At 38.6% G+C, this 26,900-nt stretch carries 17 protein-coding genes and 1 tRNA gene; 7 read left to right on the forward strand and 11 right to left on the reverse strand.

What is annotated here, in order from left to right; genetic code table 11:
* Window positions 1-394: 394 nt before the first annotated feature.
* Both BM141_RS03340 and BM141_RS03345 read left to right on the forward strand, forming a co-directional pair.
* The gene (locus BM141_RS03340) at window positions 395-3,931 is read left to right on the forward strand and encodes a T9SS type B sorting domain-containing protein (RefSeq protein ID WP_143090781.1); all 3,537 of its coding nucleotides are present in this window, start codon (window positions 395-397) and stop codon (window positions 3,929-3,931) included.
* Between the two features lie 157 nt (window positions 3,932-4,088).
* Complete coding sequence (locus tag BM141_RS03345; protein WP_091540008.1) at window positions 4,089-5,132, forward strand: PorP/SprF family type IX secretion system membrane protein; 1,044 nt, start codon at window positions 4,089-4,091, stop codon at window positions 5,130-5,132.
* Between the two features lie 270 nt (window positions 5,133-5,402).
* Here BM141_RS03345 and BM141_RS03350 read toward each other — a convergent pair whose 3' ends face one another.
* Both BM141_RS03350 and BM141_RS03355 read right to left on the reverse strand, forming a co-directional pair.
* The gene (locus BM141_RS03350; protein ID WP_091540010.1) at window positions 5,403-6,116 is read right to left on the reverse strand and encodes a pirin family protein; all 714 of its coding nucleotides are present in this window, start codon (window positions 6,114-6,116) and stop codon (window positions 5,403-5,405) included.
* Between the two features lie 112 nt (window positions 6,117-6,228).
* On the reverse strand, window positions 6,229-8,934 hold the full coding sequence (locus tag BM141_RS03355; protein WP_091540013.1) for a DUF5686 and carboxypeptidase regulatory-like domain-containing protein: 2,706 nt from the start codon (window positions 8,932-8,934) through the stop codon (window positions 6,229-6,231).
* Between the two features lie 221 nt (window positions 8,935-9,155).
* Here BM141_RS03355 and BM141_RS03360 point away from each other — a divergent pair, with 221 nt between their 5' ends.
* Entirely contained in the window at window positions 9,156-11,237 is a 2,082-nt protein-coding gene (locus BM141_RS03360) for a S9 family peptidase (RefSeq protein WP_091540019.1), read from the forward strand.
* A gap of 47 nt (window positions 11,238-11,284) precedes the next feature.
* Here the strand turns inward: BM141_RS03360 and BM141_RS03365 are convergent, their stop codons facing one another.
* Together BM141_RS03365 and BM141_RS03370 are read right to left on the reverse strand one after the other, a co-directional pair.
* Window positions 11,285-12,802 carry a serine hydrolase gene (locus tag BM141_RS03365; RefSeq protein WP_091540022.1) on the reverse strand — a complete coding sequence of 506 codons (1,518 nt, stop codon included), beginning with the start codon at window positions 12,800-12,802 and terminating at the stop codon, window positions 11,285-11,287.
* 28 nt (window positions 12,803-12,830) lie between these two features.
* Window positions 12,831-12,914 (reverse strand) — tRNA-Leu (locus tag BM141_RS03370).
* Between the two features lie 167 nt (window positions 12,915-13,081).
* On the opposite strand from BM141_RS03370, the gene pbpC reads away from it, so the two are divergent.
* The 4 genes from pbpC to BM141_RS03390 all read left to right on the forward strand — a co-directional run bounded on the left by pbpC (window position 13,082) and on the right by BM141_RS03390 (window position 18,188).
* On the forward strand, window positions 13,082-15,469 hold the full coding sequence (gene pbpC, locus BM141_RS03375) for a penicillin-binding protein 1C (protein WP_091540025.1): 2,388 nt from the start codon (window positions 13,082-13,084) through the stop codon (window positions 15,467-15,469).
* Between the two features lie 149 nt (window positions 15,470-15,618).
* Window positions 15,619-16,134, forward strand: coding sequence for a DinB family protein (locus tag BM141_RS03380; RefSeq protein ID WP_221407622.1), 516 nt, complete (start codon window positions 15,619-15,621; stop codon window positions 16,132-16,134).
* A 33-nt stretch (window positions 16,135-16,167) separates the two neighbouring features.
* Window positions 16,168-16,812: a c-type cytochrome gene (locus BM141_RS03385; protein WP_091540029.1), complete on the forward strand. Its 645-nt coding sequence runs from the start codon at window positions 16,168-16,170 to the stop codon at window positions 16,810-16,812.
* 2 nt (window positions 16,813-16,814) lie between these two features.
* Window positions 16,815-18,188 (forward strand): putative oxidoreductase C-terminal domain-containing protein, encoded by a 1,374-nt coding sequence (locus tag BM141_RS03390; RefSeq protein WP_091540030.1) that lies wholly within the window; start codon window positions 16,815-16,817, stop codon window positions 18,186-18,188.
* Between the two features lie 9 nt (window positions 18,189-18,197).
* Here the strand turns inward: BM141_RS03390 and ffh are convergent, their stop codons facing one another.
* From ffh to BM141_RS03425, 7 genes are all read right to left on the reverse strand, one after another.
* On the reverse strand, window positions 18,198-19,523 hold the full coding sequence (ffh, locus tag BM141_RS03395; protein WP_091540031.1) for a signal recognition particle protein: 1,326 nt from the start codon (window positions 19,521-19,523) through the stop codon (window positions 18,198-18,200).
* A gap of 134 nt (window positions 19,524-19,657) precedes the next feature.
* Window positions 19,658-20,803, reverse strand: a complete 1,146-nt coding sequence (locus BM141_RS03400) for a hybrid sensor histidine kinase/response regulator (protein WP_091540033.1) — start codon at window positions 20,801-20,803, stop codon at window positions 19,658-19,660.
* 164 nt (window positions 20,804-20,967) lie between these two features.
* The gene (hflX, locus tag BM141_RS03405) at window positions 20,968-22,188 is read right to left on the reverse strand and encodes a GTPase HflX (RefSeq protein WP_091540036.1); all 1,221 of its coding nucleotides are present in this window, start codon (window positions 22,186-22,188) and stop codon (window positions 20,968-20,970) included.
* 88 nt (window positions 22,189-22,276) lie between these two features.
* Window positions 22,277-22,822 (reverse strand): OmpH/Skp family outer membrane protein, encoded by a 546-nt coding sequence (locus BM141_RS03410; RefSeq protein WP_091540040.1) that lies wholly within the window; start codon window positions 22,820-22,822, stop codon window positions 22,277-22,279.
* 205 nt (window positions 22,823-23,027) lie between these two features.
* Window positions 23,028-23,549 (reverse strand): OmpH/Skp family outer membrane protein, encoded by a 522-nt coding sequence (locus BM141_RS03415; protein ID WP_091540043.1) that lies wholly within the window; start codon window positions 23,547-23,549, stop codon window positions 23,028-23,030.
* Window positions 23,550-23,568: 19 nt separating this feature from the next.
* Window positions 23,569-26,139: an outer membrane protein assembly factor BamA gene (gene bamA, locus BM141_RS03420; RefSeq protein WP_091540047.1), complete on the reverse strand. Its 2,571-nt coding sequence runs from the start codon at window positions 26,137-26,139 to the stop codon at window positions 23,569-23,571.
* A complete protein-coding gene (locus BM141_RS03425; RefSeq protein ID WP_091540259.1) occupies window positions 26,129-26,887 on the reverse strand; it encodes an isoprenyl transferase in 759 nt (252 codons plus the stop codon). Before BM141_RS03425 ends, bamA begins: the two co-directional genes overlap by 11 nt.
* Window positions 26,888-26,900 lie beyond the last annotated feature (13 nt).

A 26,900-nucleotide genomic window follows, 5' to 3' on the forward strand; every position in this document is an offset into this window, starting at 1 on the left:
AGGTTTGATTTCCCAAATCAGAAACCGTCCGATTTGAAAAAATTGGAACTACATAGCTAAATTAGTAAAAATACCATATCCTTAAAAGTTTATATGAAAAAACAATTATAAATTGCGAAACGAAGTAATAAATTAAACTTTTTTTGCTTTTTTTGTTTAGAAAAATCAATCATGGTACAATTTTTATCAGATATAAAACAAGACTATATACTACATGTTAAAAAGTTGGCATAATCAGAAAAGATTTAATAATTTTATCTAATCATTAAGCATACTTACTAATAAATTATCCATATCCTATTGAGAAAAAGATACTTATATAAATTCTTTTTTCATCTCAAAGATGCGTAAATAATAAATACCATAAATTGTTCAATAAAATTATTGGAATACAGTGAAAAAGTATAGCATTATTTTATTTATCCTACTATCTATATGTGCATTTGTGCAAGAAGCTACCGCACAAGCCTGTACTACGCCACGCTGTCAAGATTCTTTGGCATTAGTGAATTTATATAATAGAACCAGAGGTGCTACTTGGATGGGCTTAGCCAATGTTCCTTGGAATCTTTCTCAACCTATGACACAGTGGGGTGGTGTAACGCTTACAGCAGGTAGAGTTACCAGCCTCAATTTATCAGGACTCCGGTTGAATGGCACTTTGTCAGATTCTATTGGCAACTTAACAGAACTCACTGTTTTAAATCTATCCAATAATTCTCTGCGAGGTGCAGTCCCCAATGGGATAACCAGACTAACCAAGTTAGTTACGCTAAATATTAGTAAAAATCAGTTTACCTCTCTTCCAGACTTGTCAGGTTTGACTTCCTTAGGCTCTCTCATCGTCAATAACAATCAATTAGGTTTTGGAAGTTTAGAGCCTAATATAGGGAAGTTTTCTACTTTTACATATCTGCCTGATGGCATGGAAAGAGATACCTTAGGAACATCGGTGCGGATAGGGAATAGCACCACTAAGGATAGCGTAATTACTATAGATGAGGGAGATGCTTTTTCTTATACAATAGTCGTAAGTGGCTCTAACAACTTATATCAATGGTTTAGAAATGGCACAGCACTGAGTTCTCCTTCGCCAGAAAGTAGGCTGGAACTTCCTGATGCTACTAAGAATACTCAAGAAGGGCGATATTTATTACAAATTACGAATACAAGAGTTCCCGGACTTACCTTTTATCGGAAACTTACCATTATTATCAACCCTTGTCGGATTGTGGGGAGTAGGATAGACCGCGACCAAAGCATTTGTGAGGGCGAACCTTTCCCTGTTTTGCAAGGAACAGTTCCCACAGGGCAGAAAGGGCGAACACTTACCTATCAGTGGCAAAGAAGCATAGACCAAAGAAATTGGACAAATATCGGCATTGGACAAAACCTTACTATTGGTTCTCTACCTGATACAGTAACTTATTTTAGAAGGATTGCTCGGGACGGCAGGTGTATTCCAGATACAAGTAACATAGTTATCATTAAATACTTTAGAAAATTAGCCAATAATGTGATTGGCTCTGACCAAGTAATATGTTTGGGAGATACAGCCAGAGAACTGAGAAGTCTAAGACAAGTAACAGGTGGCGATGGGCAGTACAATTATCAGTGGCAGTACTCTACTAACAGACGGGAGTGGACTGATGCTGACGGTTCGGAAAATTTTAAACCTTTTGACGTTTTTGTTACTACTTATTTCAGAAGAATAGTCAGCGACCAAACTTGTTTTGTCGATACAAGTAAGATTGTTACCGTCAAAGTGTTACAACCTTTTGGAGATAATATCATCGGTCGCGACCAAACAATTTGTCCTAACGGTAGGATTAATTTCCTTGGCGATACAGTAGGCATTACTCAAAAAGATACTATTAACTTCAAGTTTCAGTGGCAGGCATCTTTAGACCGAAGAGCATGGGTCAGAGCAGACACTATTAATAAAGCAGATACGATGCTGAGGTTCTATCCTGAACGAATTATTACCAGACCTACTTACTTCCGTAGAATTGTTTACAACCAGTGCCAAAGAGATACAAGTAATACAGTATTGATAGACATTTTCAGACCCATTGCTAACAATAGAATCCAAGTGAACACGCCTGTGTATTGTGATGGGGATACAACCAAGGTGGAACTCACAGGAAATGTGCCTATTGGAGGAGGAGGTCAGTACAGATATACTTGGCAGAGTTCTTTGGACAGGAGAAATTGGAACAATCGCGGTGATTCTCTGCGGCTTACTTTAGAAAGCATTACAGATACTACTTATTTCCGTAGAATAGTCAGAAGTTTATGCTATGCAGATACGAGCAATGTAGTAGTAGTAGCCAGAGCCTTTGACTTTGGGGAAAATAGAATCACCAGTCCAAGCCAGTTGAACTGTAATAATCTGGCACCAGATTCTCTAACAGCAACCCGCCCACAGGGTAAAGGTTTCTTTGAATATATTTGGCAAACTTCTCCTGACTCTATCAACTGGGCAAGGGTAGATACCTTAGGCAATGGCATAGGCTACAGACCTCCTGCTCAAATGCCTTTAGGAAAAATTTATATTCGTAGAGTCATAGACAATGGTTGTAAGCTAAGCGTAAGTAATGTCATTAGTATCACAACCGTAGAAGCTATTGATAACAACCTCATTAGAGGAAACCAATCCGTATGCGAAGGACAAGAGATTAGAGAAATAACAGGTACGATTCCTTTGGGCGGTGGAGGTGGCTATCGATATCGCTGGCAAGTATCTACAGACTCTATTAATTGGGCTTTAGCTGATACTTCGCAAAATTTTAAACCTCAGGGAATTGTCAGAACTTCTTATTACAGAAGAATAGTTACTGCAAGACAGTGTGGGATAGACACAAGCAACGTAGTAACGGTACGTTTTGTAAGTAAAGTAAGAAATAACATCATCAGAGATAACCAAGAGATTTGCTTAGGAGCCAGAGCAGATAGCTTGTCGGGGTCGTTGCCTACTGGCGGGGACAGTACTTATACCTATATTTGGCAACAAAGTCTAACCGATAGTACTTGGAAAACAGTAGCTAATACCAGAAATTATACCCCTGACTTGCTAAGAAGTACTAAATTTAGGCGCATAGTACAGTCGGCTTGTTTCTCTGACACAAGTAATGTAGTACTGATAGCGGTAAATGAGCGACCTACCAATAATAGAATACTTGGTACAGGGCTGATAGTTTGCCGAGGAGTACAGCCCGATACACTCAAAGGAACTACTCCGGTGGACAATGTTGGTGTTTTCCAATACCAATGGCAGGTTTCCAAAGACCGTAGGACTTGGGTCAATATTCCAAGAGCTGTTGGCAAAGACCTTGCTCCGCCTATTCCAGACTCGACAAGCTACTATCGCCGCATTGCAAGTAATAAATGTTTTAGTGATACCAGCTTATCCGTACCTATTCGCTTATTAGAACTGCCCAAAGTTGATGCAGGCAAAGATACCTCTGTAACTATAGGCTTTGGAGTGCGTCTATTAGCCACAGGTGCAAGTGCTTATATATGGACACCTAAGGAAGGTTTGGACAGAGATTCTACCGCCAGTCCTATAGCCAGCCCAAGGGTAACTACAAGGTATATAGTTACAGGCATAGATGCGGCAGGCTGTAGAAATGTAGATACAGTCTTGGTGAGAGTAATTAACGAAGCTGATATAGATGTGGTAGATGTGATTACGCCCAATGGAGATGGGCTGAATGACGTCTTATATGTCAAAAACATAGAGTTATATCCTGAAAATACGATTATCATTTTTAATCGCTGGGGCAAAGAAATTTACCAAAAGAAAAATTATCAAAATGATTGGGATGGGACTATTAATGGAGAACTTCTCCCAACAGGGGTGTATTTCTATGTCATTAATTTTGGACTGACCAGCCGACCGAAAAAAGGGTCATTCTCTATCATTAATTGACGACTTTATTTGTGATATACGTTTCTTGTTCCTAATGAAAAACAGATAAAATTAAAAAATAGGAACAAGAAACTTAACAATAAGAAACACATATAACCCTCAAAAGCATACATACGCATAGCCAAAGAATAAGGAACACGAAACATATTTTAAGTGAATGAAGAAGATTTTTTTTGTAGGAATACTCCTCTTGATGAGCGGGAAAGTATTTGCTCAGCAAATACCTCTTTACAGTCAATATTTTGCGAATCCCTTTATTTATAATCCTGCTTGGGCAGGTTTAGACAGATTCGGTTCTGTAAATATTACGCATCGCAATCAATGGGACGGCATTGAAGGTGCGCCAGTTACTAACCTTATCACCATTGATTTACCTTTCTATGAATCTCGCAGTGGTATTGGTATCAATGCTTACCAAGATAATATCGGGATTTTTAGGCAAAACAAAGTGATGTTTAGCTATGCTTACCACATATTTAATCTGTACGAAAACTCCTCTTACTTTTCCTTTGGCTTGTCTGGAGGGTTCAACCAGACTAGTATAGATTTTAGCAGAGCCTACATTTTGCACCCCAGCGACCCTAAAATAGTCAATAATACAGGGAACTATATGTCTATGGAGTTTGCTTTTGGCATGAACTATATTTTCAAAGACAAATTCCAAATAGGTTTTTCTATTCCCCAATTTTTAAACGGTGGGGTAAGAGCTATAGACGAAGCCGACAATAATTTGAAGTTGCAACCGCACTACTTACTCACAGCCAAATGTACATTGAAAACTTATGACGAAATGCACCGCATAGAACCAATGGTCATGGCAAGGTACGTGCAAAATACACCTTTACAGTTAGATTTTGGCGTACAATATACTTACAACAACATCATTTGGGGAAATGCCGCTTATCGTTTTGACTATGGAGCCGTGGTAGGTTTTGGCGTAAGTTTCAACAACTTGCGATTTGGCTATGCCCGAGATTTTGCCACAGGTAACTTGCAGGGAGTAGCAGGGGGAACAAACGAACTCATGCTTGGATATAAGTTTGGCTTCTTGAAAACAAAAGTATATGGTGCCCCCAAAGGACGTGCTAATACTAACCTTAAACGAAAAGTAGAACACCCCTCATTACCAGGTCCGACTTATAGGAAACCACTTTACAAACGCAATACACCAAAAGTTAAGCCTAAAAAGCGAAGGAATTAGTAAGCAGTCAAAACTGTTTATGTCTTGCCTATGATAGGCTACTAATAGGAGTGTTTTATCACGGCAGAGGGCTTTTGAACTCGCATGATGAAAAACGGTATAGATTAAGTTTGGTTTTAGAAAATGCTGTAAGTTTCATTTCAGTTTAATTTTTTGTATAAATTATGCATGCCTTGTAGGATTACTGATAACAAGCGAACCTTCATAAGGGGCTTTTGAGCTTTGGCTTTGTGTTTAGCAAAGCCAAAGCCTTTTTACACTGTTCTTGTATTATTTTTGATTAATAACGGTTTCGATAATGATAAGTTCTGAATTTGCTGAAGCCTGAATTTCTATCTGCGCTGTATCCCAAATGCCAATAGCATCTCTCGACACAAGCGTTTGATTAGCAATATGGAAAGAGCCTTCTATGCAAAAAATAAATACGCATTTATTTGTTTTATTAAAATTGTACTCAAAGTGCGTCGCTTTTTCAAAATAACCTAAGGAAATTTTGGCATTTTGATTTATCCAGCAATGCTCAAAGCCTTCTTCTGACGATACAACTGTAGTAAGTTGGTTTACTCTTTCTTGCTTTGGGAATAGGCGTTGCTGGTAGCGAGGTTTTATATTTTGCAACTTAGGCTGTATCCAGATTTGTAAGAAATTGACCTCAACCTCTCCAACATTGTATTCCTCATGGAAAAGACCTTGCCCGGCACTCATTATTTGTACTCCTCCTGCCTGTATAGTTGTATTATAACCCATGCTGTCTTTGTGATTCATTTCTCCGTGTAAGAGAATAGAAATAATTTCCATATTTTGATGAGGATGCACACCAAATCCTTTGCCTACTTGTAAAAAATCGTCATTAAAAGCCATGAGAGTACCAAAAGCAGCCAAAGTTGGGTTGTAGTAATTGCTAAAACTAAAGTTAAAGTTACTTCGTAGCCAACCACTATTCTTTGTCCCTCGTTGATTAGCAGGAAAAAATATCTTGTTCATTTCTTTACAGTCAAGGTTTTAAAAGTATAAGTAATAATTTTTTAAAAATAAACCGCAAGCGTTACATATTGATAGAGAATAAACCTTTTAGGCATGAATAAGTTTAAAAAAACTAATCCATGCCTACTCTTAGCCCAAAAGTAGTGGTAATGCCTACTCTTACGCCCCAATTTTTATAAATCCCATTCTCAAAGTTGGCGATAGCTTCTACTCGGAACAGTCGTAAGATGCCATCTAAGGCATAGCCTACTTCTGTATAGTTATTTTTAGGTGTAAGTAAATGATTGACAAATAGATTTTCTTTCCAGCCAAAGGAACGTAAGTAAATAAACTGAGTTAGCAGGAACTTGCGAAACTGAATGTAGGCGTGTCCTTCCAAATATTTGTCAGCAGTGCTAAATCGGTAGTAATCTAATAGGCGAAAACTCGAGACGGGGTCAGCAAATTGTACAAAAATTTGATTTCCGTTAAAATGCTTGAAATCAGGAAAATAAATAGTATTTTTATTTAAAAACGCTCCTCCTGCAATCATGTAGCCTATCTTACCTCTGATGCCTACATTGGTCTGATGCTGAATCCCCAAAGAGAGAAAATCATAGTCCACACCTATCATTCCTTTGCGATATTGAAACTTTAAAATAGGAGAGTTTTCATCTATTAAGTATTTCCTTCCATTTTTTATTCCGTATTGTAAAAAAGGTTTGTATTCTATATTGGCTTGGAAGGTTGCTGCCGTATGAGCGGGGAAAGCAGTTTCCGTAACTTCTACATTCTCAGGATTATTAGAAGTAAAATCTCTTTCCTTCCAATCAAAGACCCTGTAATCTGCTAAGTTCTGCAAGGGATTTCTGTTGGCGTATTCAAAGGAAGCATTCAGCACCAAGCCTTTTTTTACCTCATCGTTCCAACGCAAGCGTACATAATCCCTTTCATAAATCTTCATCCAATTTCTTTCAAAAACCAAAGTGGTTAAAGTATTCAAAATCATTGGTATAGGATATTCTGTACTCATTTGTTGGATATACCTGCCCCCATCTAACTGAATCCTTCCTTTTCGCCTAAAATTATACATCAGGTCTATTTCTCCTTTACCTGTAAACATTTCTCGGGCTATGGAGTAACGAGTTAAGCCTGAGATTTTTAAGTAGCCGGCTCGCTTTTTTTCTTTGGAAAGTATCATGCTCCTCAAATAAGTCAGTTTCAAATCGGAAGCAAAACCTTCTACGGTATTGTAGTTAATGTCTGTAATCCAAGAAGATAGAGTAAGATTAGACTGTTTCCCTGTTTTATATGTTCCTCCAAAAAGTAAATCTCCAATTTGAAATTTTTTGGCTTGTTTTACTTTTACCTCTGTGCCTGTGGAATCCTTGATTTCGGTGGTTTTTTTGATAGAATCTACTTTTACCAAACTATCTCGTTCCACATAACTTTTTTCCTCAAAATCAGTCAAGGGAATAGTGCGGTTCTCTTCCCAAAACTTCTCATCTGCCCCTCGCTTGTATGCCAAAGAATCTATGGTCGTAGAGTCATTGCGAACCAACTCGCTTGGAGGGGTTTCCCCTTTTTTTGTTTGTTTGCGTTCATTCTCAAGCTGTTGTTTCTCTGCTTCTTTGAGCAGTTTTTTCAAGTTTTTACGGGTGAGTTCTTGTCCATTTTTCAAGGCTTCCTCTAAGTCCTGCTCCCCTTTTTTGAGTTTCTCCTTGTTTTGCTTATTGACAACTGCCGCTTTTTCTTTCTCTATTTTTTCATCTATTAGCTTTACCTCAGGGATAAAATTGGGATTGACTTTGAGTTTGTAGTTGCTGACCGAAGCCACATAAAACCCCTCTGCCTCAAAGCCTAAATATTTTCCATATATCCTAATTTGGTGCGTTATTGGCATGAAAACGCCATCTTGCACTGGGGAGTAGTTTTGCTGCACACCAATCTTGATGCCCAATTTTTCAGTTTCCAACTGCAAACTGTGGATACACCACTTATTCTCTACAATGTAGATGTAGCCCTCCCAAACTCCATCTCCGCGAGAGCGAGGCGTAACCTTGATTTTGTTTACCTCAAAACCTTGGTCGCGAAAAACAGACTCAAGCGAAAATTTGTAGTAAGCAAAGGCACTTGGCGAAAGAGGAGAAACGATGTCGGCAATGCTTGGGTCGTAAAAACTTGCCTCTACATAGTCCATGGGCGAGGCACTTTTGGGTTCTATATCGCTACTTCTCAGAGAGATTACTTTTTTTACATACTTATTGGGCTGCTCAAAGTGCAAATCAGTAATATTTTCGGTCAAGTAGGTTTTCCCCTCTACTATACCTTCTTCTTTCAGTTTTTTTTCCAGCAAAAAAGGAATATTCAAAATCCTTCCTGTTCCTTTCATGTAAATCCTTGCATCATAGGCATCTACCTGCAATTTATGCACCTTGCTCATCGCTATCGCCTTCCGCATAATGGTATAGGCAGGGTCTTCTGCTCCTGCTTTTACCTCTACCTCTCTTAGCAAGTAAGTTTGTAGTTCCATTCGTATATCCAAATTGATAAATTCCTTACCTATGACTACCTCTTTTTCAACGGTTTGATAGGAAAGATATTGGAAAACAATTTGGTACTTACCTTCTGCTAATTTGAGTTCGTAATAAGCATCGTTGTTGCTGGCTGTACCGACTTGTGTATTTTTTACATAAATGGAAGCCAAAGGCAGTGGTTCTCCCTTGTCGTTACGTACATAGCCGCGAATCCCACCTGTTTGGGCAAAAGATTGGAAACCAAGATGTAAGAATGAAAAAAGTAAAGAAAAGGAAAGGATACAGTTAATTTTGTTCAGCATTGGAGTTTAAGTTTTTTTGACGAATTGTTTTGATATAATAAAACGCAAAAACAGAGTTTTTGTTAGCAAGATATGTCTATTCGCTTGCAGGTAAAGATAATTTTTTATTCGGAAACTTAGTAATTTCAAGTACTTTGCTCTATCTTTAACATAAGCATCTTGCAAACGCTGTGTTTTATAAATATTGCTTCTTTTTCACACTAACCTATTTGATTGAAACTATGAAACAACTTACCTTACTTACTTATTTTCTACTGATAAGTCTTTGTTTGTCAGCACAATCTTTTTCTATAGACCAAGTGCTTAGTTCCCCTTTTACCACAGAACTCAAAGCCTCTCCCAAAGGGAATAAAATTGCTTTGGTTATGAACAGGCAAGGGGAAAGAAATATTTGGCTGAGTGAAAACTCAGGAAGTAATTTTAAGCAAATTACGAGCTACCAAGGAGATAATGGGCAGGAAATCAGTAGCTTGGCTTTTACACCAGAAAGCAATGCTTTGATTTTTGTGCGTGGAGGCGCACCAAATGCTTCGGGCGAAATTCCTAATCCTGCCGAGTTACAAGAAAGTGTGGAAAGGGCAATTTGGAAAATAGATACTGATGGGAAAAACTTAAAAAAATTGGCTGTAGGCTTCTACCCCAAACTCTCGCCCAAAGGCGATATTTTGGCGTACCTCACGGGAGGGCAGGTTTGGACGATGCGTTTGGACAGCCTCAAAGCCAGCAAACTTTTCCAAACCAGAGGCTCGCAAAGTGCGATTCGTTGGTCGCCCGATGGAAGCAAATTAGCTTTTGTCAGTAGCAGAAATGACCATAGCTTTGTAGGCATATATGATTTTAATACAAAGTCTATCAGCTTTTTAAGTCCAAGTACAGATTTGGATGGGCACCCTGTCTGGTCGCCTGACGGCAAGCAAATTGCCTTTATCAGGGTTCGCTCCAATAGAGATGCCTTGATTTTTGGACCTAAACGAGAAGGTTTGCCTTGGTCTATTTGGGTAGCAGAAGTTGCGACAGGAAAAGCCAAAAAAGTATGGGAGGCTAAAAAAGGACGTGGTAGCAATTTTTTTTCCAATGCTCTTAACTCCTCCTCTCCTGAAAATCCCTTGTTTTGGACAAGCGACAATTATTTGATTTTCCCTTATGAGGGTGACGGGTGGCAACACCTGTACGCCGTTCCCGCCAATGGAGGCGAAGCGAAACTACTTACCGCAGGCGAAGGAGAAGTAGAGTTTGTTACTCTCGCTAAAGACGGAAAATCAGTTATTTACAATAGCAATATTGGCGATATAGATAGAAGGCACTTGTGGCAAGTTGCGGCAACCTCTGCCCCCAAACAACTCACCTCAGGTAATGGCATAGAATGGGGAATGGCGCAAGCCGAAGACGGTACGATTTTCTGTATTCGCTCCGATGCCAAGATGCCCGCAAGACCTGCGGTACTAAAAAATGGGAAATTGGAAGACTTAGCTACAGAACTCATGCCCAAAGATTTCCCTGCAAATCAATTAGTTGAACCGCAAGCAGTGATGATTACGGCTACTGACGGCATGATGATTCCCTGCCAACTTTTTTTACCTAAGAACCACAAAGCAGGAGAAAAGCACCCTGGAGCTATCTTTTTCCATGGGGGTTCGCGCAGGCAGATGCTTTTGGGCTTTAATTACGGCGATTATTACCACAAGGCTTATGCACTCAATCAGTATTTGGCAAGTCAAGGCTATGTAGTGCTATCGGTCAATTACCGCAGTGGGATAGGCTATGGCATGGAGTTCCGAGAAGCCCTTAACTATGGAGCTACAGGAGCAAGCGAGTACGCAGACGTAGTAGGAGCGGGTTTGTATTTGAAAAGTAGAGATGATGTAAATGGTTCAAAAATAGGGCTTTGGGGTGGTTCTTATGGAGGCTATTTGACAGCTTTGGGCTTGGCGAGGGCTTCTGATTTGTTTGCTTGCGGGGTGGATATTCACGGCGTTCACGATTGGAATGTGGTCGTGAGGAATTTTATCCCAAGCTATGATGCTGGTAAGCGTACCGATTGGGCAAAAAGAGCCTTTGAATCTTCGCCTATGCACTTTTTAGACGGTTGGAAATCGCCTGTATTGCTGATTCATGGAGATGACGACCGCAATGTACCTTTTAGCGAAACGGTAACTTTGGCAGAACAGCTAAGTCATAGGAATATCTACTTTGAATATTTGATATTCCCTGATGAGGTACACAGTTTTTTACTGCATAAAAATTGGTTAGAAGCCTACAAAGCAACGGCAGACTTTTTTGATAGGTTTTTGAAAAACAAGTAGGCAAATATAGAATCTCCCTTTAAGAAAATAGTTTTCAAAGGGAGATTTTACTTTCTCACAAACACATACGGGTCATATTCTATAAAATCATTGACTTTGACGATAGCAGACTTAACTTTCCCACTTTCCACCTCGAAAGGCATCACATGAATCCCGTAAGTAGAAATATTGAAAGTACATAAAAAGTTATTTCCACCTTGGGCTTCTAATTTAGCTACCAAATCTGGGTGGTTAGAAAAGTAAGCATTCAGTTGGTCTTTTTCTAACTTTATTTCCATAGTGCCATAGACCTCGTTTTCATATTTCCCTGCATAGGCAGCGAGGGGTAGAGTAGGCTTGTTTTTTTGTGCTACTTTGGCTCTTTCTATTTGGATTCTTTTGGTTTCTTGTTCTTGTTCTTGCTTATCTCCTGCATAGAAAATGCGATTGTAGTTTTTATAAGGCTGTTTCAAAAAAGCATCAACTATCTGATAACGAAGAGCTAAGTAAGCCGTGTTTTGGTCGGTATTAGTTAAAACCACTACACCTAATTTTTCTTCTGGAAGGAAGCAAGTAGAGGTAACAAAGCCATCTGCCCCTCCTGTATGGTCAAACATTTTTCTCCCTGCATAGTCTTGGATTACCCAACCTAATCCGTACATAGAGAACTGTCTTGGGTATAGCCAACTTTTGTTGGTAGAGATAATCGTATTCCCTGCCCAAGTTTTCAAAATAGCTTGTTTTGCTACTACTTGTTTACCTTGAAACTTGCCAGTATCTAACTGCATGATTAGCCAGTTGGCTACATCTTTGACTGAGGAAACCATGCTTCCCGCAGGGGCAAGAGCATCTATCATAGGGAAGGAAATTTTAGTGATTTTTCCATCAATGAGCGAATGAGGCACGGCTGCGTTCTCCATTCTGGGCATCTCCGCAGAGAGCATGAGCGTTCTATTCATCTGCAAGGGCTTCACAAGGCTATCTCTAACAAAGTCCTCCCACTTTTTGCCTGTAACGGCAGGAATTACCTCTCCCGCAACCACAAAGCCTGCATTGCAATAACCATAACGAGTCCTGAAATCATGTATAGGTTTATTTTTACCAAAGCGTTCTATCACCTGTTTTCTACTCAAATTGCTTCGCCAATAGGTAAAATCTCCTTGAAAAGTTTTTAAGCCTACTCTATGGCAAAGCATATCCCGAATGGTTACCTCTTGGGTAATAAAGTTGTTAAATAGCTTAAAATCAGGAAAATACTTAATGACTTTATCATCTATGGAAAGTTGCTTGCTATACTCCAACATACACAAGGCAGTTGCCGTAAATGCCTTAGAATTAGAAGCTATCATAAATAAGGTGTTCTCGTCCACCTTGTCGGTTTTACCTATTTCTCTTACTCCATATCCCTTGCTAAAAATGACCTTACCGTCTTTGACCACTGCCACCGCCATAGCAGGAATTTGCCAAAGTTGCATGGCTTCATTAACATATTTATCTATGCTATCTTTTACAAAATCAGCAGTTTGCGCAAAAGAGAAAGAGAAGCAAGAAAAAGAAAAGAGAAAAAGTAGGCTAAATTTTTTCATATTACCAGCGTGTTAAAGATTAAAAAAGTACCCAAAGAGGGACTCGAACCCCCATGCCACTGAAGGCACTACCACCTGAAGATAGCGTGTCTACCAATTCCACCATTTGGGCAAGAAATCAAAATTTGTCTTGCTGGATTCTATCTGAAAGCATACAAAATTAGAAAAGTATTGAGTAATTTGCAAAGTTAATTTTAGTTTTTAAACATGAAAAAAAATTAGATAGGGCTTCTAAACTACTCATTATTTCATATTTTAACACCGCCGCTAAATTGGATTATGAGAAGATTAAATAGCATTGTTTACAAAAATTATATTTTGGATAGATTAAAAAAATACTTTTTTAAACCACAATACCGCAAGTATTGGACAGGAGTCATTGCTCTTATCATCTTATTCTTTATTCTACACTTCTCTTTCCCTATCAATACATACATTCCTTATTCTCAAATCATTATTTCCCAAGAAGGCAAGGTACTAAACGCATTTCTTTCCAAAGATGATAAGTGGCGCATGAAAACTGAAATACATGAAATTACCCCAGAGTTAGAAAAAGCATTTATTGAAAAGGAAGACCGCTACTTTTATTATCACTTAGGGATAAATCCTTTGGCAATTATGAGAGCAGGATTTTATAATGTCATCAAAGGGAAAAAAACATCAGGGGCTTCTACGATTACTATGCAGGTGGCTCGCCTCTTAGAACCTAAGGAACGCACTTATTGGAACAAAATAGTAGAGATGTTTAGAGCCTTGCAGTTGGAAGTTATGTTTTCTAAGAAAGAAATTTTGGCTTTATACCTCAATCTTGTTCCTTATGGAGGCAATGTAGAAGGCATTAAATCTGCTTCTTTGCTCTATTTTAATCGCTTACCTAACAAGCTAAGTTTGGCTCAGATTACTGCTTTGGCAATTATCCCTAATCGTCCTACCTCTTTGGCTTTAGGTAAACACAACGAAATCATTGAAAAAGAACGCAATAAGTGGCTCAATCGCTTCAAAGAAGATAAAATTTTTGATTTGCAACAAATAGAAGATGCCATCAACGAACCCTTAGAAGCCAAACGCTTAGATGCCCCAGCCCTCGCTCCTCACTTTGCTAACTACCTTCATAGACAAATGCTTACTATAGACATCGTAAAGACAACTATCCAAGCAGATATTCAAAGCAAGGTAGAGGATATTACCTATAATTTTACCAGAAAACTTAAAGGTTTTAATATTCACAATGCGGCGGTAATAGTCGTAGAAAATAAAACTCGTAATATTCTTGCTTATTTAGGCTCTCCTGACTTTAAAGATAGCGAAAACGCTGGACAAGTAGATAATGCCAGAGCTTTTCGCTCACCAGGAAGTGCCTTGAAACCACTCATCTATGGAATCGCTTTTGATGAGGGCATCATTACGCCTAAGTCTGTCATATACGATGTCCCTGTAGATTTTTCTGGCTACGCTCCAGAAAATTATAATCGTACTTTTAACGGAACAGTCAGCGTAGAAACTGCCTTATCTCACTCGCTTAATGTGCCAGCCGTCAAGATTTTAGACCAAGTTGGGGTAAAAAATGTGATAGACCTACTAAAAAAAGCGCAGTTTCAAGAAATTCGCAAAAAAGATAAAAACTTGGGGCTTTCACTTGCCTTAGGAGGCTGCGGAGTGAGTTTACTTGAAATGGCGGGATTGTACTGTGCCTTTGCTAATCAAGGAATTTTTGAACCTTTGAATATGATAGCCAAAGATTCTACCGATTTGTATAGAAGTAAAGATATTTCATTAGTGAAAATGCGAGGCGAACAGCTTATCTCTCCTTCGGCAACTTACATGCTGACAGAAATCTTGACCAAAGTTACACGTCCAGAGATGCCAAGTGATTACGAACACAACCCTCATATTCCTAAAATTGCTTGGAAAACAGGGACTTCCTATGGCAGGAGGGACGCATGGAGCATAGGCTACAATGCCAAATATACCATAGCAGTTTGGCTCGGGAATGCCAATGGGGTAGGTTCTCCTGAGTTAGTGGGTGCGGCAGTAGCTACTCCCTTGCTTTTCAAGTTGTTTAATATTATAGATTACAACTCATCTTTGGATTGGTTTTTTATTCCAGAGGAGTTAAAAACTCGCTTGGTTTGTACGGTTACAGGGGACTTACCTTCGGACTTTTGTGAAAGCACGACTTCGGATTTTTTTATCCCCACTATTTCTCATACAAGACGTTGTGAACATTTACGATATGTATTTGTTTCTCCTGATGAGAAAATCAGCTACTGCTCGGAGTGCCTCCCTTCTAACGGCATCAAACGCAAACTGTTTCCTAATCTCTCTCCAGAAATGCTGGCTTTTTATGAGAGCAATCAGATTGTTTTTGACAAAATCCCTCCTCATAATCCTCAGTGTACCAAACTTTTAGAAGGAAAACCGCCTAAGATAGTTTCACCTGTGGAGGGCAGGGAATACCTTACGATTGATGATGAACCTCTCGAGCTGTTGCTTCACGCCAACGTAGATAATGATGTGAAGAAAGTATTTTGGTATGTGAATGGGAAATTTTACCAAGCCGCTAAGCCAACAGAAAGGGTATTTTTCAAGCCTAATCGCGGCGAAGTAGGCATTTCTTGCAGTGATGACAAAGGCAGAAATACAAACATAAAGATTTTGATAAAATAAGAAAATCTCAAGACCACTTTTTGATTTAGTATAATACATACATAAGTAAAAAATAAAGAGTAAAATCATAGCTAAGCAACTACAATTACACAGAATTTCATTATTTTTGAAATAATAACCATTATTTCTTACTATATTTTTTATCTAAAATGTTTATAGCCAAACCTTTGCCTTCGGATTATGCAGCATTTTATGCGGGCTATATTAGCCAAGTACCAGAGGGAGATATTATCTCTACTTTGAAAACCAACCAACAAGCTACAAAAGCCTTGCTTGGGAGTTTAGCAGAAGAAAAAGCTAATTTTGCATACGCCCCTGAAAAATGGACTATCAAAGAGGTCATAGGACACATCATCGATACTGAGCGAATTTTTGCTTATCGCTTCCTGAGAATGTATAGGGGAGATGCTACACCTTTGCCTTCTTTTGAACAAGATGATTACGTAAAAAACGCCAATACTCATAAGCGTACCTTAGCATCTCTATCCCAAGAATTATATATAGTCAGAGAAAGTAACTTACTTATGTTAAGTGATTTAGATGAAAGTAAATTAGATTTTCAAGGTACAATGTCGGACAAGAAAGCAACTCCAAGAGCCTTACTATACATCTTAGCAGGGCATGAAGCTCATCACATCAAGATTCTAAAAGAACGATACCTTTAAAACTCAAAAATTTTCATTATAAACCCAATATCTATGTTTACAGGACTTTTACACACACACAAATTAGTAGTTATCTTATTCATTTTGCTCTACTTGATAAAGACTACTCTCTTACTGATAGGAAAAAAAGAAACTTTAGCTAATTTTTCCAAGAAAGCACGTATTCCTGAAATGATAATCAGCACCTTATTCTTGCTCACAGGGGCAGTAATGCTGTTTCAACTTCCAGAAATTAACCAATTTATGATTTTCAAAATAGTGGCTGTTTTTGCTTCTATTCCTTTGGCAGTGATTGGTTTTAAAAGGTATAACAAAGCATTAGCTATCCTTTCTTTTGTTTTACTGATAGGCTCTTATGGATTGGCAGAGATGAGCCGACGCTATGTTAAAAAAGTAGAAGTGGCTGATACCTCTGTGGCAAATGCCGCCGCGCCTAATTACGATGTAGTAGCACATGGAAAAGCCCTGTATGCGGCAAATTGTGTGGCTTGTCATGGCGAAGACGGTCAGGCAGGCATTGCAGGAGCGAAAAACTTGACTATTTCTCAGTTGGACGAGGTAGGCATCATCAATATTATTTCTAACGGCAAAAATGCCATGCCTCCTTACAAAAAAGTATTCAATGAGCAAGAAATCAGTGCTTTAGCTAAATACGTTCAAAGTATCAAATCAAATTAACGATGAGAAAACTGTTTCCTATCATCTTACTAACTTTTCTTAGCTTACTTATGTCTTGTGAACCTGCTCAAAAGCCAGCCAATACCTTGAAAGTACGCTTGCTGGTGTTGAATCCAGGACATTTTCACGCCGCCTTGGTGCAAAAAACCATGTACCCTGAAATAGACTCTTTGGTGTATATCTATGGGCAAAAAGGCGGCGACCTCGACATGCACCTAAAAAGAATAGAAGGCTACAATACACGCCAAGAAAATCCAACCCATTGGAAACAAGAAGTTTATACTCAAAGTGATTTCTTGGAAAAAATGCTTACTGAGAAAAAAGGCAATGTAGTGGTATTGGCAGGCAACAATCAAAAAAAGACAGATTACATTTTGGCTTCTTTGGAAAATGGCTTGCATGTATTTGCAGATAAGCCTATGGCAATAAATGAGGAAGGTTTTAAAAAACTAAAAAAAGCCTTTGAAGTAGCTGAGAAAAATAAGGTCTTGCTCTATGACATTATGACTGAGCGGTATGAAATCACTTCCATTTTACAAAAAGAACTTTCCATGCTACCCGAGATTTTTGGAACGTTAGAGAAAGGAAGCCCTGAAAATCCTGCAGTAATCAAGGAAAGTGTGCATCACTTTTACAAATACGTGTCTGGCAATGTACTAACCCGACCCGCTTGGTTTTTAGATGTATCGCAACAAGGAGAGGGAATCGTAGATGTAACTACTCACTTGGTCGACTTGGTGCAGTGGGCGTGTTTTCCCGAGCAGCCCATTGACTATACCACTGATATTCAGATTTATACTGCCAAGCGTTGGACTACCGATATGGGCATTAGTGATTTCAAAACCATTACTAAGTTAGATACTTTCCCTACTTATCTATCCAAGTACGTTGAGAAAGACACTTTGTTAAAAGTCTTTTGTAATGGAGAAATCAACTATGCCCTCAAAGGAGTGCATGCCAAAGTCAAAGTAATTTGGAACTACAAAGCCCCAGAAGGAACAGGAGATACTCACTATTCAATCATGAGAGGTTCGAAAGCTAATTTGGTTATCAGACAAGGTGCAGAAGAAAACTATATTCCTACACTTTACATAGAGCCTCATGCTCCCAATAGCATGGAAGAGAGCGTAGTAATAGAGAAAATTCAAGAGTTAGCTAAAAAATATCAAGGCATAGCAGTAGAAAAATCTGCCCAAGGGTGGAAAGTACAAATCCCTGATGCTTTGAGAGAAAGCCATGAAGCACATTTTGCTCGAGTAACAGAAAAGTTCCTTTCTTTTCTAAAAGAAGGAAAACTTCCATCTTGGGAAGTTCCTAATATGTTAGCTAAATATTATACTACTACTCAAGCACTGAAATTAGCCAAAGAAAAGTAAAATCTTTGCTTATTTTCTTTTAGCTTTCATTTTTTGCAGTTGGGCAGGGTTAATTTGGTTCATTTTTTTCATCAATTGACGCATCTGCTCAAACTGCTTCAAAAGGTTGTTTACTTGCTGAACCGTAGTCCCACTTCCCTTAGCGATTCTTTGCTTTCGGCTACTATTGATAATTTCTGGCTTGGCTCTTTCTTGTTTGGTCATGGAGAAAATCATCGCTTCAATGGGCTTAAAAGAATCGTCGTCTATGTCTATCTCTTTCAAGGCTTTACCCATGCCTGGTATCATAGAAACCAAATCTTTCAAATTCCCCATGCGTTTAATTTGCTGGATTTGAGAAAGAAAGTCATTAAAGTCTAATTGGTTTTTGCGAATCTTTGCTTCTATGCGTTTGGCTTCTTCTTCATCAAAAGCGCGTTGCGCTCTTTCTACTAAGGAAAGCACGTCCCCCATGCCTAAGATACGCTGCGCCATACGGTCAGGGTAAAAATGGTCTATTGCTTCCATTTTTTCCCCTGTGCTGATGAATTTGATAGGTTTGTTTACCGTTTTTCGAATAGACAGAGCCGCACCACCTCTGGCATCACCGTCCAACTTAGTAAGTACCACTCCATCATAATCTATTCTTTCATTAAAAGCAAGAGCAGTATTAACAGCGTCTTGTCCTGTCATCGCATCTACTACAAAAAGGGTTTCCGTAGGGTTAAGAGCCTTTTTGAGTGCGGCAATTTCCTTCATCAATACTTCATCTATCGCCAAGCGTCCAGCAGTATCCACAATCACAATCTTTTTATTATTAGCTTTAGCGTACTGAATGGCATTTTGAGCAATTTGGACAGCATCTTTACTTTCCATTTCTGTATAGACCTCTACCCCTATTTGCCCACCTAACACCTTTAGCTGCTCCATCGCTGCGGGTCTATATACGTCGCAAGCGGCTAATAACACTTGCCTGCCTTGACTTTTTAAAAAGTTAGCTAATTTGCCAGAAAAAGTAGTTTTCCCTGCACCGTTCAAACCTGCAATCATCACTACGGCAGGGTCTCCTTTGATATTGATGTCTTGTTTCTGCCCACCCATCAACTCAGTCAGCTTATCATAGACAATCTTAATAAACATTTCTCTTGGAGAAACTGCTATCAATATCTTGCTCCCAATTGCTTGCTCTTTAATCTCATCGGTAATTTCTTTGGCAACTTTAAAGTTTACGTCGGCATCAAGCAGGGCGCGTCTGATTTCTTTTATCGTAGCGGCTACATTAATTTCGGTAATAGAGCCTTGCCCTTTGAGCATTTTTAATGCCTTATCTAACTTTTGGCTTAAATTTTCAAACATAAATAGTAATCTGGAATTTAGAACCTGAAAATCTGGAATCAAAACTCAACCATATTCCAGAGGTGAATATTTTTTAAAAATCCTGCAAATATGCAAATAGATAAGGCGATTTACAAAAGTAAGGAGTGATTTTTTTAGCTTTGTTTCATATTAGGAATTTCTAAGAAGAAAGTCGTGCCTTTATCCTCTTCGCTTTCCAAGCGAATAGTTGCATCGAGACGCTCTATGGCTAATTTGACTATATAAAGTCCTAATCCTGAACCATTAGAATAATCATTGGCTCTGTAAAACATATCAAAAATCTTTTCTTGGTATTGCTTGGGGATTCCGATGCCATTATCAGCAAATTGGATAGAGGCTTGGGCAGCATTTCCCTCAACGGAGATAGTAATGATATGTTCTGTTACATTAGATTTGGCGTATTTGATAGCGTTCTCAAGCAGGTTGCGAAAAACGGTCTTCAGCAAGCCTATATCAGAGAAAAATGGAGTAGAAATATGGATATGAGTGCGAATTTTGATTTTTTCGCTAATGCCTTGAGGGAAAAATTCTTTTACGCACTCATTGATAAGCTTTTCAAAATTGATTTCTTCTATTTGAGGTTCAAAATCCTTCGTAGCAGCATATTGTAACACTGAGCGAATAAAAATATCTAATTTGTTAATACTTTGCTCAATAAGCCTCAGGTAGTGCTTGATAGTTGCTATATCGTTTTCATTTTCAAGATTTTTGAGTAGATAAAACAACCCCATGATAGAGGAAATAGGGGCGCGTACCTCATGAGAAATACGATAGACGTACTCGTCCAATTCTTTATTGCGTTGTTTCAAATCTTCATTGGCTTTGATGAGTTCTTCATTGGTACGTTGTAAATTAATGACCAAATCGCGATTTTGACGCTTGAGCATGTAGTTGTTGATGGCACTTTTAATGGTCATGGTTAGGTCGTCTATGTCCCAAGGCTTCGTCAGGTAGCGGTAGATTCCTACTTTATTGATAGCTCTGATAATATCTGTTGTATCACTAAATGCGGTAAGGATAATACGTACAACATCAGGGAAGTCATTAACAATTTCTTCTAAAAATTCTACTCCTGTCTTGTCAGGCATACGTTGGTCTGAGATAATGACGTGAATATCATTACCATAGAGTATTTCTTTGGCAATACTTGTATTAGACGCAATAAAAACATTAAATTCCCTTCGGAAAGAAGCCCTAAAGATTCTTAAATTGTCCTCCTCATCATCAACGTAGAGTATATTGAATTTTTCGTTTTCCATGAACTGTTGTAAACGACTAAGTATTCTGCTGGCAAATAAGAGAGTAAACAAAAAATCTTTGAATCAAGTCAAAAAAAATTGTTTAACCAACTTTGATTTCTATTGTAAAATGTATATAGCTCGGTAAATATCGTGAATCATTGGCAAAGATATATGAAAATCTTTTAATCATTTGACAAATGATGAACCAAATTAGTATCTTCTTTTAAATAATTGGGGTAAATCGTGTAATATTTTTTAGCTATTTCCTGTAGCATTAGGGTTCTCAAATCTTGTATATTTTCCTTTTTTGTTGCAGAAATAAAAATGGCTTTGGGTTGCTTCCCTAAGTACATCTGCTTTAAATCTTGTAAGGAAGGCGTACCATTCATAGAAAAGTCAATCTCCTCATGGTCTTGTTTTTTGTACTGGTCTATTTTGTTAAAAACCAAAATCACAGTTTTATCTGATGCACCTATCTCTGCTAAAGTTTTATTTACTACTTCTATCTGTTCCTCAAATGCTGGGTGCGAAATATCTACTACATGCAATAGAATATCTGCCTCAACCACTTCTGCCAAAGTGGATTTAAAAGCCTCAATAAGAGTAGTAGGGAGTTTACGAATAAAACCAACAGTATCAGCAAGTAAAAAAGGGATTCCCTCGAGAGTTACTTTGCGGACTGTGGCATCTACGGTAGCAAAAAGCTTGTTTTCAGCAAAAACTTCAGATTTGGAAAGTAGATTCATCAAAGTAGATTTGCCTACATTGGTATAGCCTACCAAAGCTACACGCACCATTTTGTCGCGTGATTTTCTTTGTGTAAGATTTTGTTTCTCAATCTCTTTGAGTTTATTTTTCAAGAAAGCAATCCTGTCCCTAACGATACGGCGGTCAGTTTCTATCTCTTTTTCGCCTGGGCCTCCGCGAGTACCACGCCCCCCTTGCTGACGAGAAAGGTGCGTCCACATACGCGTCAATCTTGGAAGTACATATTCGTATTGGGCTAATTCTACTTGGGTGCGAGCCTGAGCGGTACGGGCGCGTTGCATGAAAATCTGAATAATAAGCAAACTGCGGTCAAGAATAGAGCAAGTCAATAGCTTTTCTAAGTTGCGAATCTGTGAGCTACTCAAATCATCGTCAAAAATCACCATATCTGGCTTGTATTCTTTCACATACGCTACTATCTCTTCCATTTTTCCCTTCCCAACAAAATATTTTCCATCAGGTTTTTCTAATTTTTGCTTAAATTTATAAATAGTTCTCACCCCCGCAGTTTCTGCCAAAAACTCCAATTCATCAAGGTACTCTACAGCCTGTTCCTCTGTTTGCTTTTGAGTAATGACAGCTACTAAAACTGCTGTTTTTTGGATTTCTTTTGTTTCTATTAAATTGATTTTCATGCAAATACATAAAAAATAAAAAACAATACAATTTGAAAGTAAGTATTTCAAATTATATTGTCTGCAAAGATAAGAAAAAAAATTGGATTTACTTTTTGTCCGTAGGAATAGGTGTACCTCCTAATTTAGTAATTACTTTGTTTGTAATGTTATGTTCTTCTTTGGCAAAAAGCAAGATAGGAGCGCCACCTGCTACATCTGTACTAAAAATAAAGTCAAAGTTTTCTGCTTTGGCAATATCATCTATGGCTTTTTGAATTTTGTCAAATACAGGTGCAAGTAAGTCTTGTTGCTTTTTTTGAGAGTCTGCTTGTGCTTTTTGCTGAAATTCTTGTAAGTTTTGCTGTAAAGACTGCAATTCTTTTTCTTTGGCTTCTCTTATCACAGGCGTAAAAGTTCCTTTTTGTACTCCCTCAGCGTATTCTTTATATTTTTTCTCAAACTCTGCTTGTTTTGTTTCTAACTCTTTGGAAAGTTGTGCGTTGTACGCTTTTAGTTCGGCTTCTATGGTTTTTGCTTCGGGCAACTGCGATAAGATAACATCTGCATTTGTATAACCAACTTTTAATTGGGCAAAAGCCTGTCCACTCATCAGTACTACAGCAAACGCTACAAAGGTGAATAATTTTTTCATTGGAAATGCTTAATTTTTAAATGTTTACTAAACTTCTTTGATTGTTACAACTTTAAGACAATGAGGAATCAAACGCTTGCTATTTTACTTTTATTGTATTGCTTGTCCTCAAAGATTTTTTTCGGCAAAGTTGCATATTTAACATCAAATCTGCAATTAACGAACCATTAATTTTATGCAAAGGAGATAGACATTGTAAAAATTGTTAATTGCCCTTGGGCTTCAAACCAAGTTCCTCCATGACTATATCGGAGTAATCGTGGGTAGGGTCTGCATAGACGATGCTCAAATCGCTTGCTCTATCAAAAAGAAAACTCAACTTGCGCTTGCGGGCTACTCTCGCCATAGCTTCCGCTAATTTGTCTTGGATAGGTTTCATGAGTTCTACTCTTTTTTGGAAAAGTAAACCCTCAACTCCAAAGGTTTTCGTTTGGAAATCTCTAATTTCTCTTTCTTTAGCTTCCAGTTCGCTCATTCTTTGCCTTCTCATGTCATCGGTAAGCAGCAGTTTTTCAGTTTCAAAGTCCAGACGCATCTTGCTGAGGGCTTTCTGCTTGTCTTCTAATTCGCTTTGCCACTGTTGGGTCATTTTGTCCAACTCCCCTTGAGCAGTAGCGTACTCGGGCATTTTCTCCACAATTTTTTGTGTGTCCACATACCCAAAACGTTGAGCAAAGGAGTTGATAGAAATAAGTATTAGTATGTAAGATAAAATCAGTTTTCTCATATACTTATTATATTGCTAATTACCTAATAGGTTGTCCGATAATGAAGTGAAACTGTCCACCGCCTACATTTTGTTGCGCCCCGGCGATGCTATCAAATCCATACGCCCAGTCAATCCCTAACATACCAAAGGCAGGCATGAATATTCTTGCCCCTACCCCTGTGGAGCGTTTCAAGTTAAAAGGATTAAAGTCTGAGAAGCGCGCCCAGTTGTTCCCCCCCTCGGCAAAAGCAAGCACAAAGATAGTGGCTGACTGAGCCAAAGACAGTGGATAGCGAAGTTCTACTACGTATTTGTTATAGATAATACCTCCTTGTCCTCCTTGATTAGGGGTTCTGTATATCAACCCTCCGTTCTCGTTGGATTGCAGAGGAATCACCGATTGGTCTTGGTAGCCCCTCAAGGCAATGATTTCTGTACCTAAGAGGAAGTTGTTGAAAGTCATACCGCTACCTCCTAAAACAAACCTTTCAAATGGAGTAATACCTACATTAGGATTATAAGAACCTATAAAGCCCATGTGCGCCCTTGCACTCAATACAAGATTTCCCACAATTTGTTGATACCAAGAGTTGTCAAACATCCATTTGTGGTATTCTACCCACTTTACCCCTTCTGTTCTGTCAAATAAGTTTCTTCCTAAAAGAGAATAATAAGGGGGGGTTAGTGCTACACTTAAAGAAACTGTGGAGCCTGTGCGAGGGTACTGCACATTGTCAATACTATTTCGCGAAATGGTCGTATTAAAGGTAATACTGTTGTACCTTCCGTCTGCCAAGCCGAAGCCTTGATAATTGTTTAGGTTATAATGCTGAAAACCAAGAGAATTACTCATAGTAAACCAGTCGTCAGGGAAGGTCAAACGGCGAATCAAACTTGCTGTAACGCCACTGATTTGCAAAGAACCCGTAGTCCTTTGCGTGGTGAAGTCTATAAAACGGCTTACAGAGTGGTTCAAGCTAAAAGAAAAGCCATTGGGTTTTTTCCCACCTAACCAAGGCTCGGTAAAGGTCAGAGAGTAGTTTTGGAAACGGCGACCGTTTGCCTGTACCCTCAAAGCCAATCTCTGCCCGTCGCCTTGGGGTATGCCTTTCCAATCTTTGAACTTGGAAAATTTCTTCATGGAAAAGTTATTCAATACCAAGCCTACCGTACCCACAAAGCCAAAAAAGCCACCCCAGCCACCAGAAAGTTCTATTTGGTCGCTTGGTCTTTCTTCTAAGCCCCAAGTAATGTCCACTGTACCCTCTGCCACGTTGGGATTCATGTTAGGGGCTATTTTTTCAGGGTCAAAATAGTTGAGTGCGGCAATTTCTCTTTGAGTACGAATGACATCAGAGCGGCTAAACTTAGCACCAGGAATAGTACGGAGTTCTCTATGGACTACGTGGTCGCTGGTGCGTGTATTGCCTCTGAGGTTTACCTTATTAATATTGGCTTGTTCTCCTTCATAAATACGCATTTCTATATCTATGGAGTCTTCATCTACTTGGACTTCAACAGGTTCTACATTGAAAAACAAATAGCCATCGTCCATGTAGAGCGAGGTAATATCCGTAGAAGTGGGGCTGTAATTGAGGCGTTTGCTCATCTCCTCTGGGTTGTAAACATCTCCCTTATTAATCCCAAGTACTTGTGTAAGAATGCTATCAGGATAAACTGTATTTCCTACCCAGTCTATGTTGCGGTAGTAAAACTTTTTACCTTCGTGTACTTTCAAACGTATATTAACTAACTTTTCGTTTTCGTCCCAAATAGAATCATCTTCTATCATGGCGTTCCTGTAGCCGTTCTTATTGTAGAAAGAAATAAGTTTTTCTTTATCTTTTTCAAATTCTTTCTGCACAAACTTAGAAGGTGCGAAAATCCTTCCAAATCTCTTTTCTTTGGTCTTTTTTAGCTTGCGTTTGAGGACTTTTTCAGGGAAAGCTCCTGCTATTCCCTCGAATTCTATCTTATTGATTTTTACTTTACTTCCTTTGTCTATATTGATGAGTAAATAGGCAGTGTTGGAACGAGAAAGTAGTGTATCTTTTCTTTGAATAGTTCTTACTTTGGTATTCTTAAAGCCTTTTTCTGCGTAGTAATTAATAATGATGTTCTCAGCTCTTTTAATCATTGCATCAGTAACTATTTTACCTTTGACCAATTTGATTTTGTCAGCAAGGGTTTCATGTTGTCCTTTTGGCACACCCTCAAAGATAGTGCGTGAAAGTCTTGGTCTTTCTTTGACGGTTACTTCCAAAAATACCTTATCCCCTTCCACTTTAGCGATTTCCAATTTGGCATCGCCAATGATACCACTTTTCCAGAGTTTGCGCACTACATTGCTCGTCTCCTCGCTTGGGATTCTGATTTTATCTCCTTCTTTCAAACCTGTCATAGAGAGCAAGGCATTTCTGTCCAAGAACTCAGAACCGATAATGCTAATACCGCCAATGGTGTATTCTTTAGGACTTGCATAATCTACTTCTACTTTTTTAGGACGATTCAGACCAATTCCCATGCGTTGAGCATGAACCAATAAGGAAGAATGAATGAATAATAAAATAAGAGGAATAGTGTAAGATAAAATTTTTTTAAACTTCATTGGTAGTTACCTTTTGTAATTGTTCACTTGTTTTTCCAAATCTGCGTTCTCGTCTTTGATAATCTAAAATAGCTTCAAATAAATGTTTTTTTCTGAAATCAGGCCAGAAAACGTCTTCCATGATATACAGTTCTGCGTAAGCTAACTGCCAAAGCATGAAATTACTAATCCTGTGGTCGCCTCCTGTACGAATCATCAAGTCCACATCAGGAGCATAGTTAGTAGATAAATATTTAGCAAAAAGTTGCTCATCAATATCTTCAGTATGGATTTTGCCTTGTTTTACCTGTTCGGCTATTTTTTTAGTTGCCTCCACAATGTCCCATTTCCCACTGTAACTAAGGGCTATGATGAGATTCAGCCCTGTATTGTTCTTAGTTGTTTCTATGGCTTGGGCGAGTTGGTTTTGTGTAGAACTTGGCAAGCCCGAAATATCCCCAATGCTAAATAGTTTGACATTATTTTTCATCAATGTAGGCAACTCATCGCGAATGGCATTGACCAAAAGTTCCATTAAAGCCTCTACTTCTGAAACTGGACGACTCCAATTTTCAGTGGAAAAAGCATACAGAGTCAAATATTTGACCCCCAATTCCCCTGAACCTTCGGAGATTTCTCTCACCGCTTGAATAGCGTTTCTATGCCCAAATACCCTATTCATTCCCCTCTTTTTAGCCCACCTGCCATTGCCGTCCATGATGACAGCAATGTGCTGAGGGACATGCGACTTATCTATCAGTTCTTCCATTGGCTTTCCCATA

The sequence above is a fragment of the Thermoflexibacter ruber genome (assembly GCF_900113045.1).
GTDB lineage: Bacteria > Bacteroidota > Bacteroidia > Cytophagales > Thermoflexibacteraceae > Thermoflexibacter > Thermoflexibacter ruber.

Excerpts from the sequence above, each read along its gene's own strand:
- BM141_RS03380 (WP_221407622.1), top strand. The coding sequence starts at position 15,619 with ATGTTTATAGCCAAACCTTTGCCTTCGGATTATGCAGCATTTTATGCG.
- hflX (WP_091540036.1), bottom strand. The coding sequence starts at position 22,188 with ATGAAAATCAATTTAATAGAAACAAAAGAAATCCAAAAAACAGCAGTT.
- BM141_RS03415 (WP_091540043.1), bottom strand. The coding sequence starts at position 23,549 with ATGAGAAAACTGATTTTATCTTACATACTAATACTTATTTCTATCAAC.
- BM141_RS03400 (WP_091540033.1), bottom strand. The coding sequence starts at position 20,803 with ATGGAAAACGAAAAATTCAATATACTCTACGTTGATGATGAGGAGGAC.
- BM141_RS03385 (WP_091540029.1), top strand. The coding sequence starts at position 16,168 with ATGTTTACAGGACTTTTACACACACACAAATTAGTAGTTATCTTATTC.
- ffh (WP_091540031.1), bottom strand. The coding sequence starts at position 19,523 with ATGTTTGAAAATTTAAGCCAAAAGTTAGATAAGGCATTAAAAATGCTC.
- BM141_RS03390 (WP_091540030.1), top strand. The coding sequence starts at position 16,815 with ATGAGAAAACTGTTTCCTATCATCTTACTAACTTTTCTTAGCTTACTT.
- BM141_RS03425 (WP_091540259.1), bottom strand. The coding sequence starts at position 26,887 with ATGGAAGAACTGATAGATAAGTCGCATGTCCCTCAGCACATTGCTGTC.
- BM141_RS03365 (WP_091540022.1), bottom strand. The coding sequence starts at position 12,802 with ATGAAAAAATTTAGCCTACTTTTTCTCTTTTCTTTTTCTTGCTTCTCT.
- bamA (WP_091540047.1), bottom strand. The coding sequence starts at position 26,139 with ATGAAGTTTAAAAAAATTTTATCTTACACTATTCCTCTTATTTTATTA.
- BM141_RS03355 (WP_091540013.1), bottom strand. The coding sequence starts at position 8,934 with ATGCTGAACAAAATTAACTGTATCCTTTCCTTTTCTTTACTTTTTTCA.
- BM141_RS03360 (WP_091540019.1), top strand. The coding sequence starts at position 9,156 with ATGAAACAACTTACCTTACTTACTTATTTTCTACTGATAAGTCTTTGT.
- BM141_RS03350 (WP_091540010.1), bottom strand. The coding sequence starts at position 6,116 with ATGAACAAGATATTTTTTCCTGCTAATCAACGAGGGACAAAGAATAGT.
- BM141_RS03345 (WP_091540008.1), top strand. The coding sequence starts at position 4,089 with ATGAAGAAGATTTTTTTTGTAGGAATACTCCTCTTGATGAGCGGGAAA.
- BM141_RS03410 (WP_091540040.1), bottom strand. The coding sequence starts at position 22,822 with ATGAAAAAATTATTCACCTTTGTAGCGTTTGCTGTAGTACTGATGAGT.
- pbpC (WP_091540025.1), top strand. The coding sequence starts at position 13,082 with ATGAGAAGATTAAATAGCATTGTTTACAAAAATTATATTTTGGATAGA.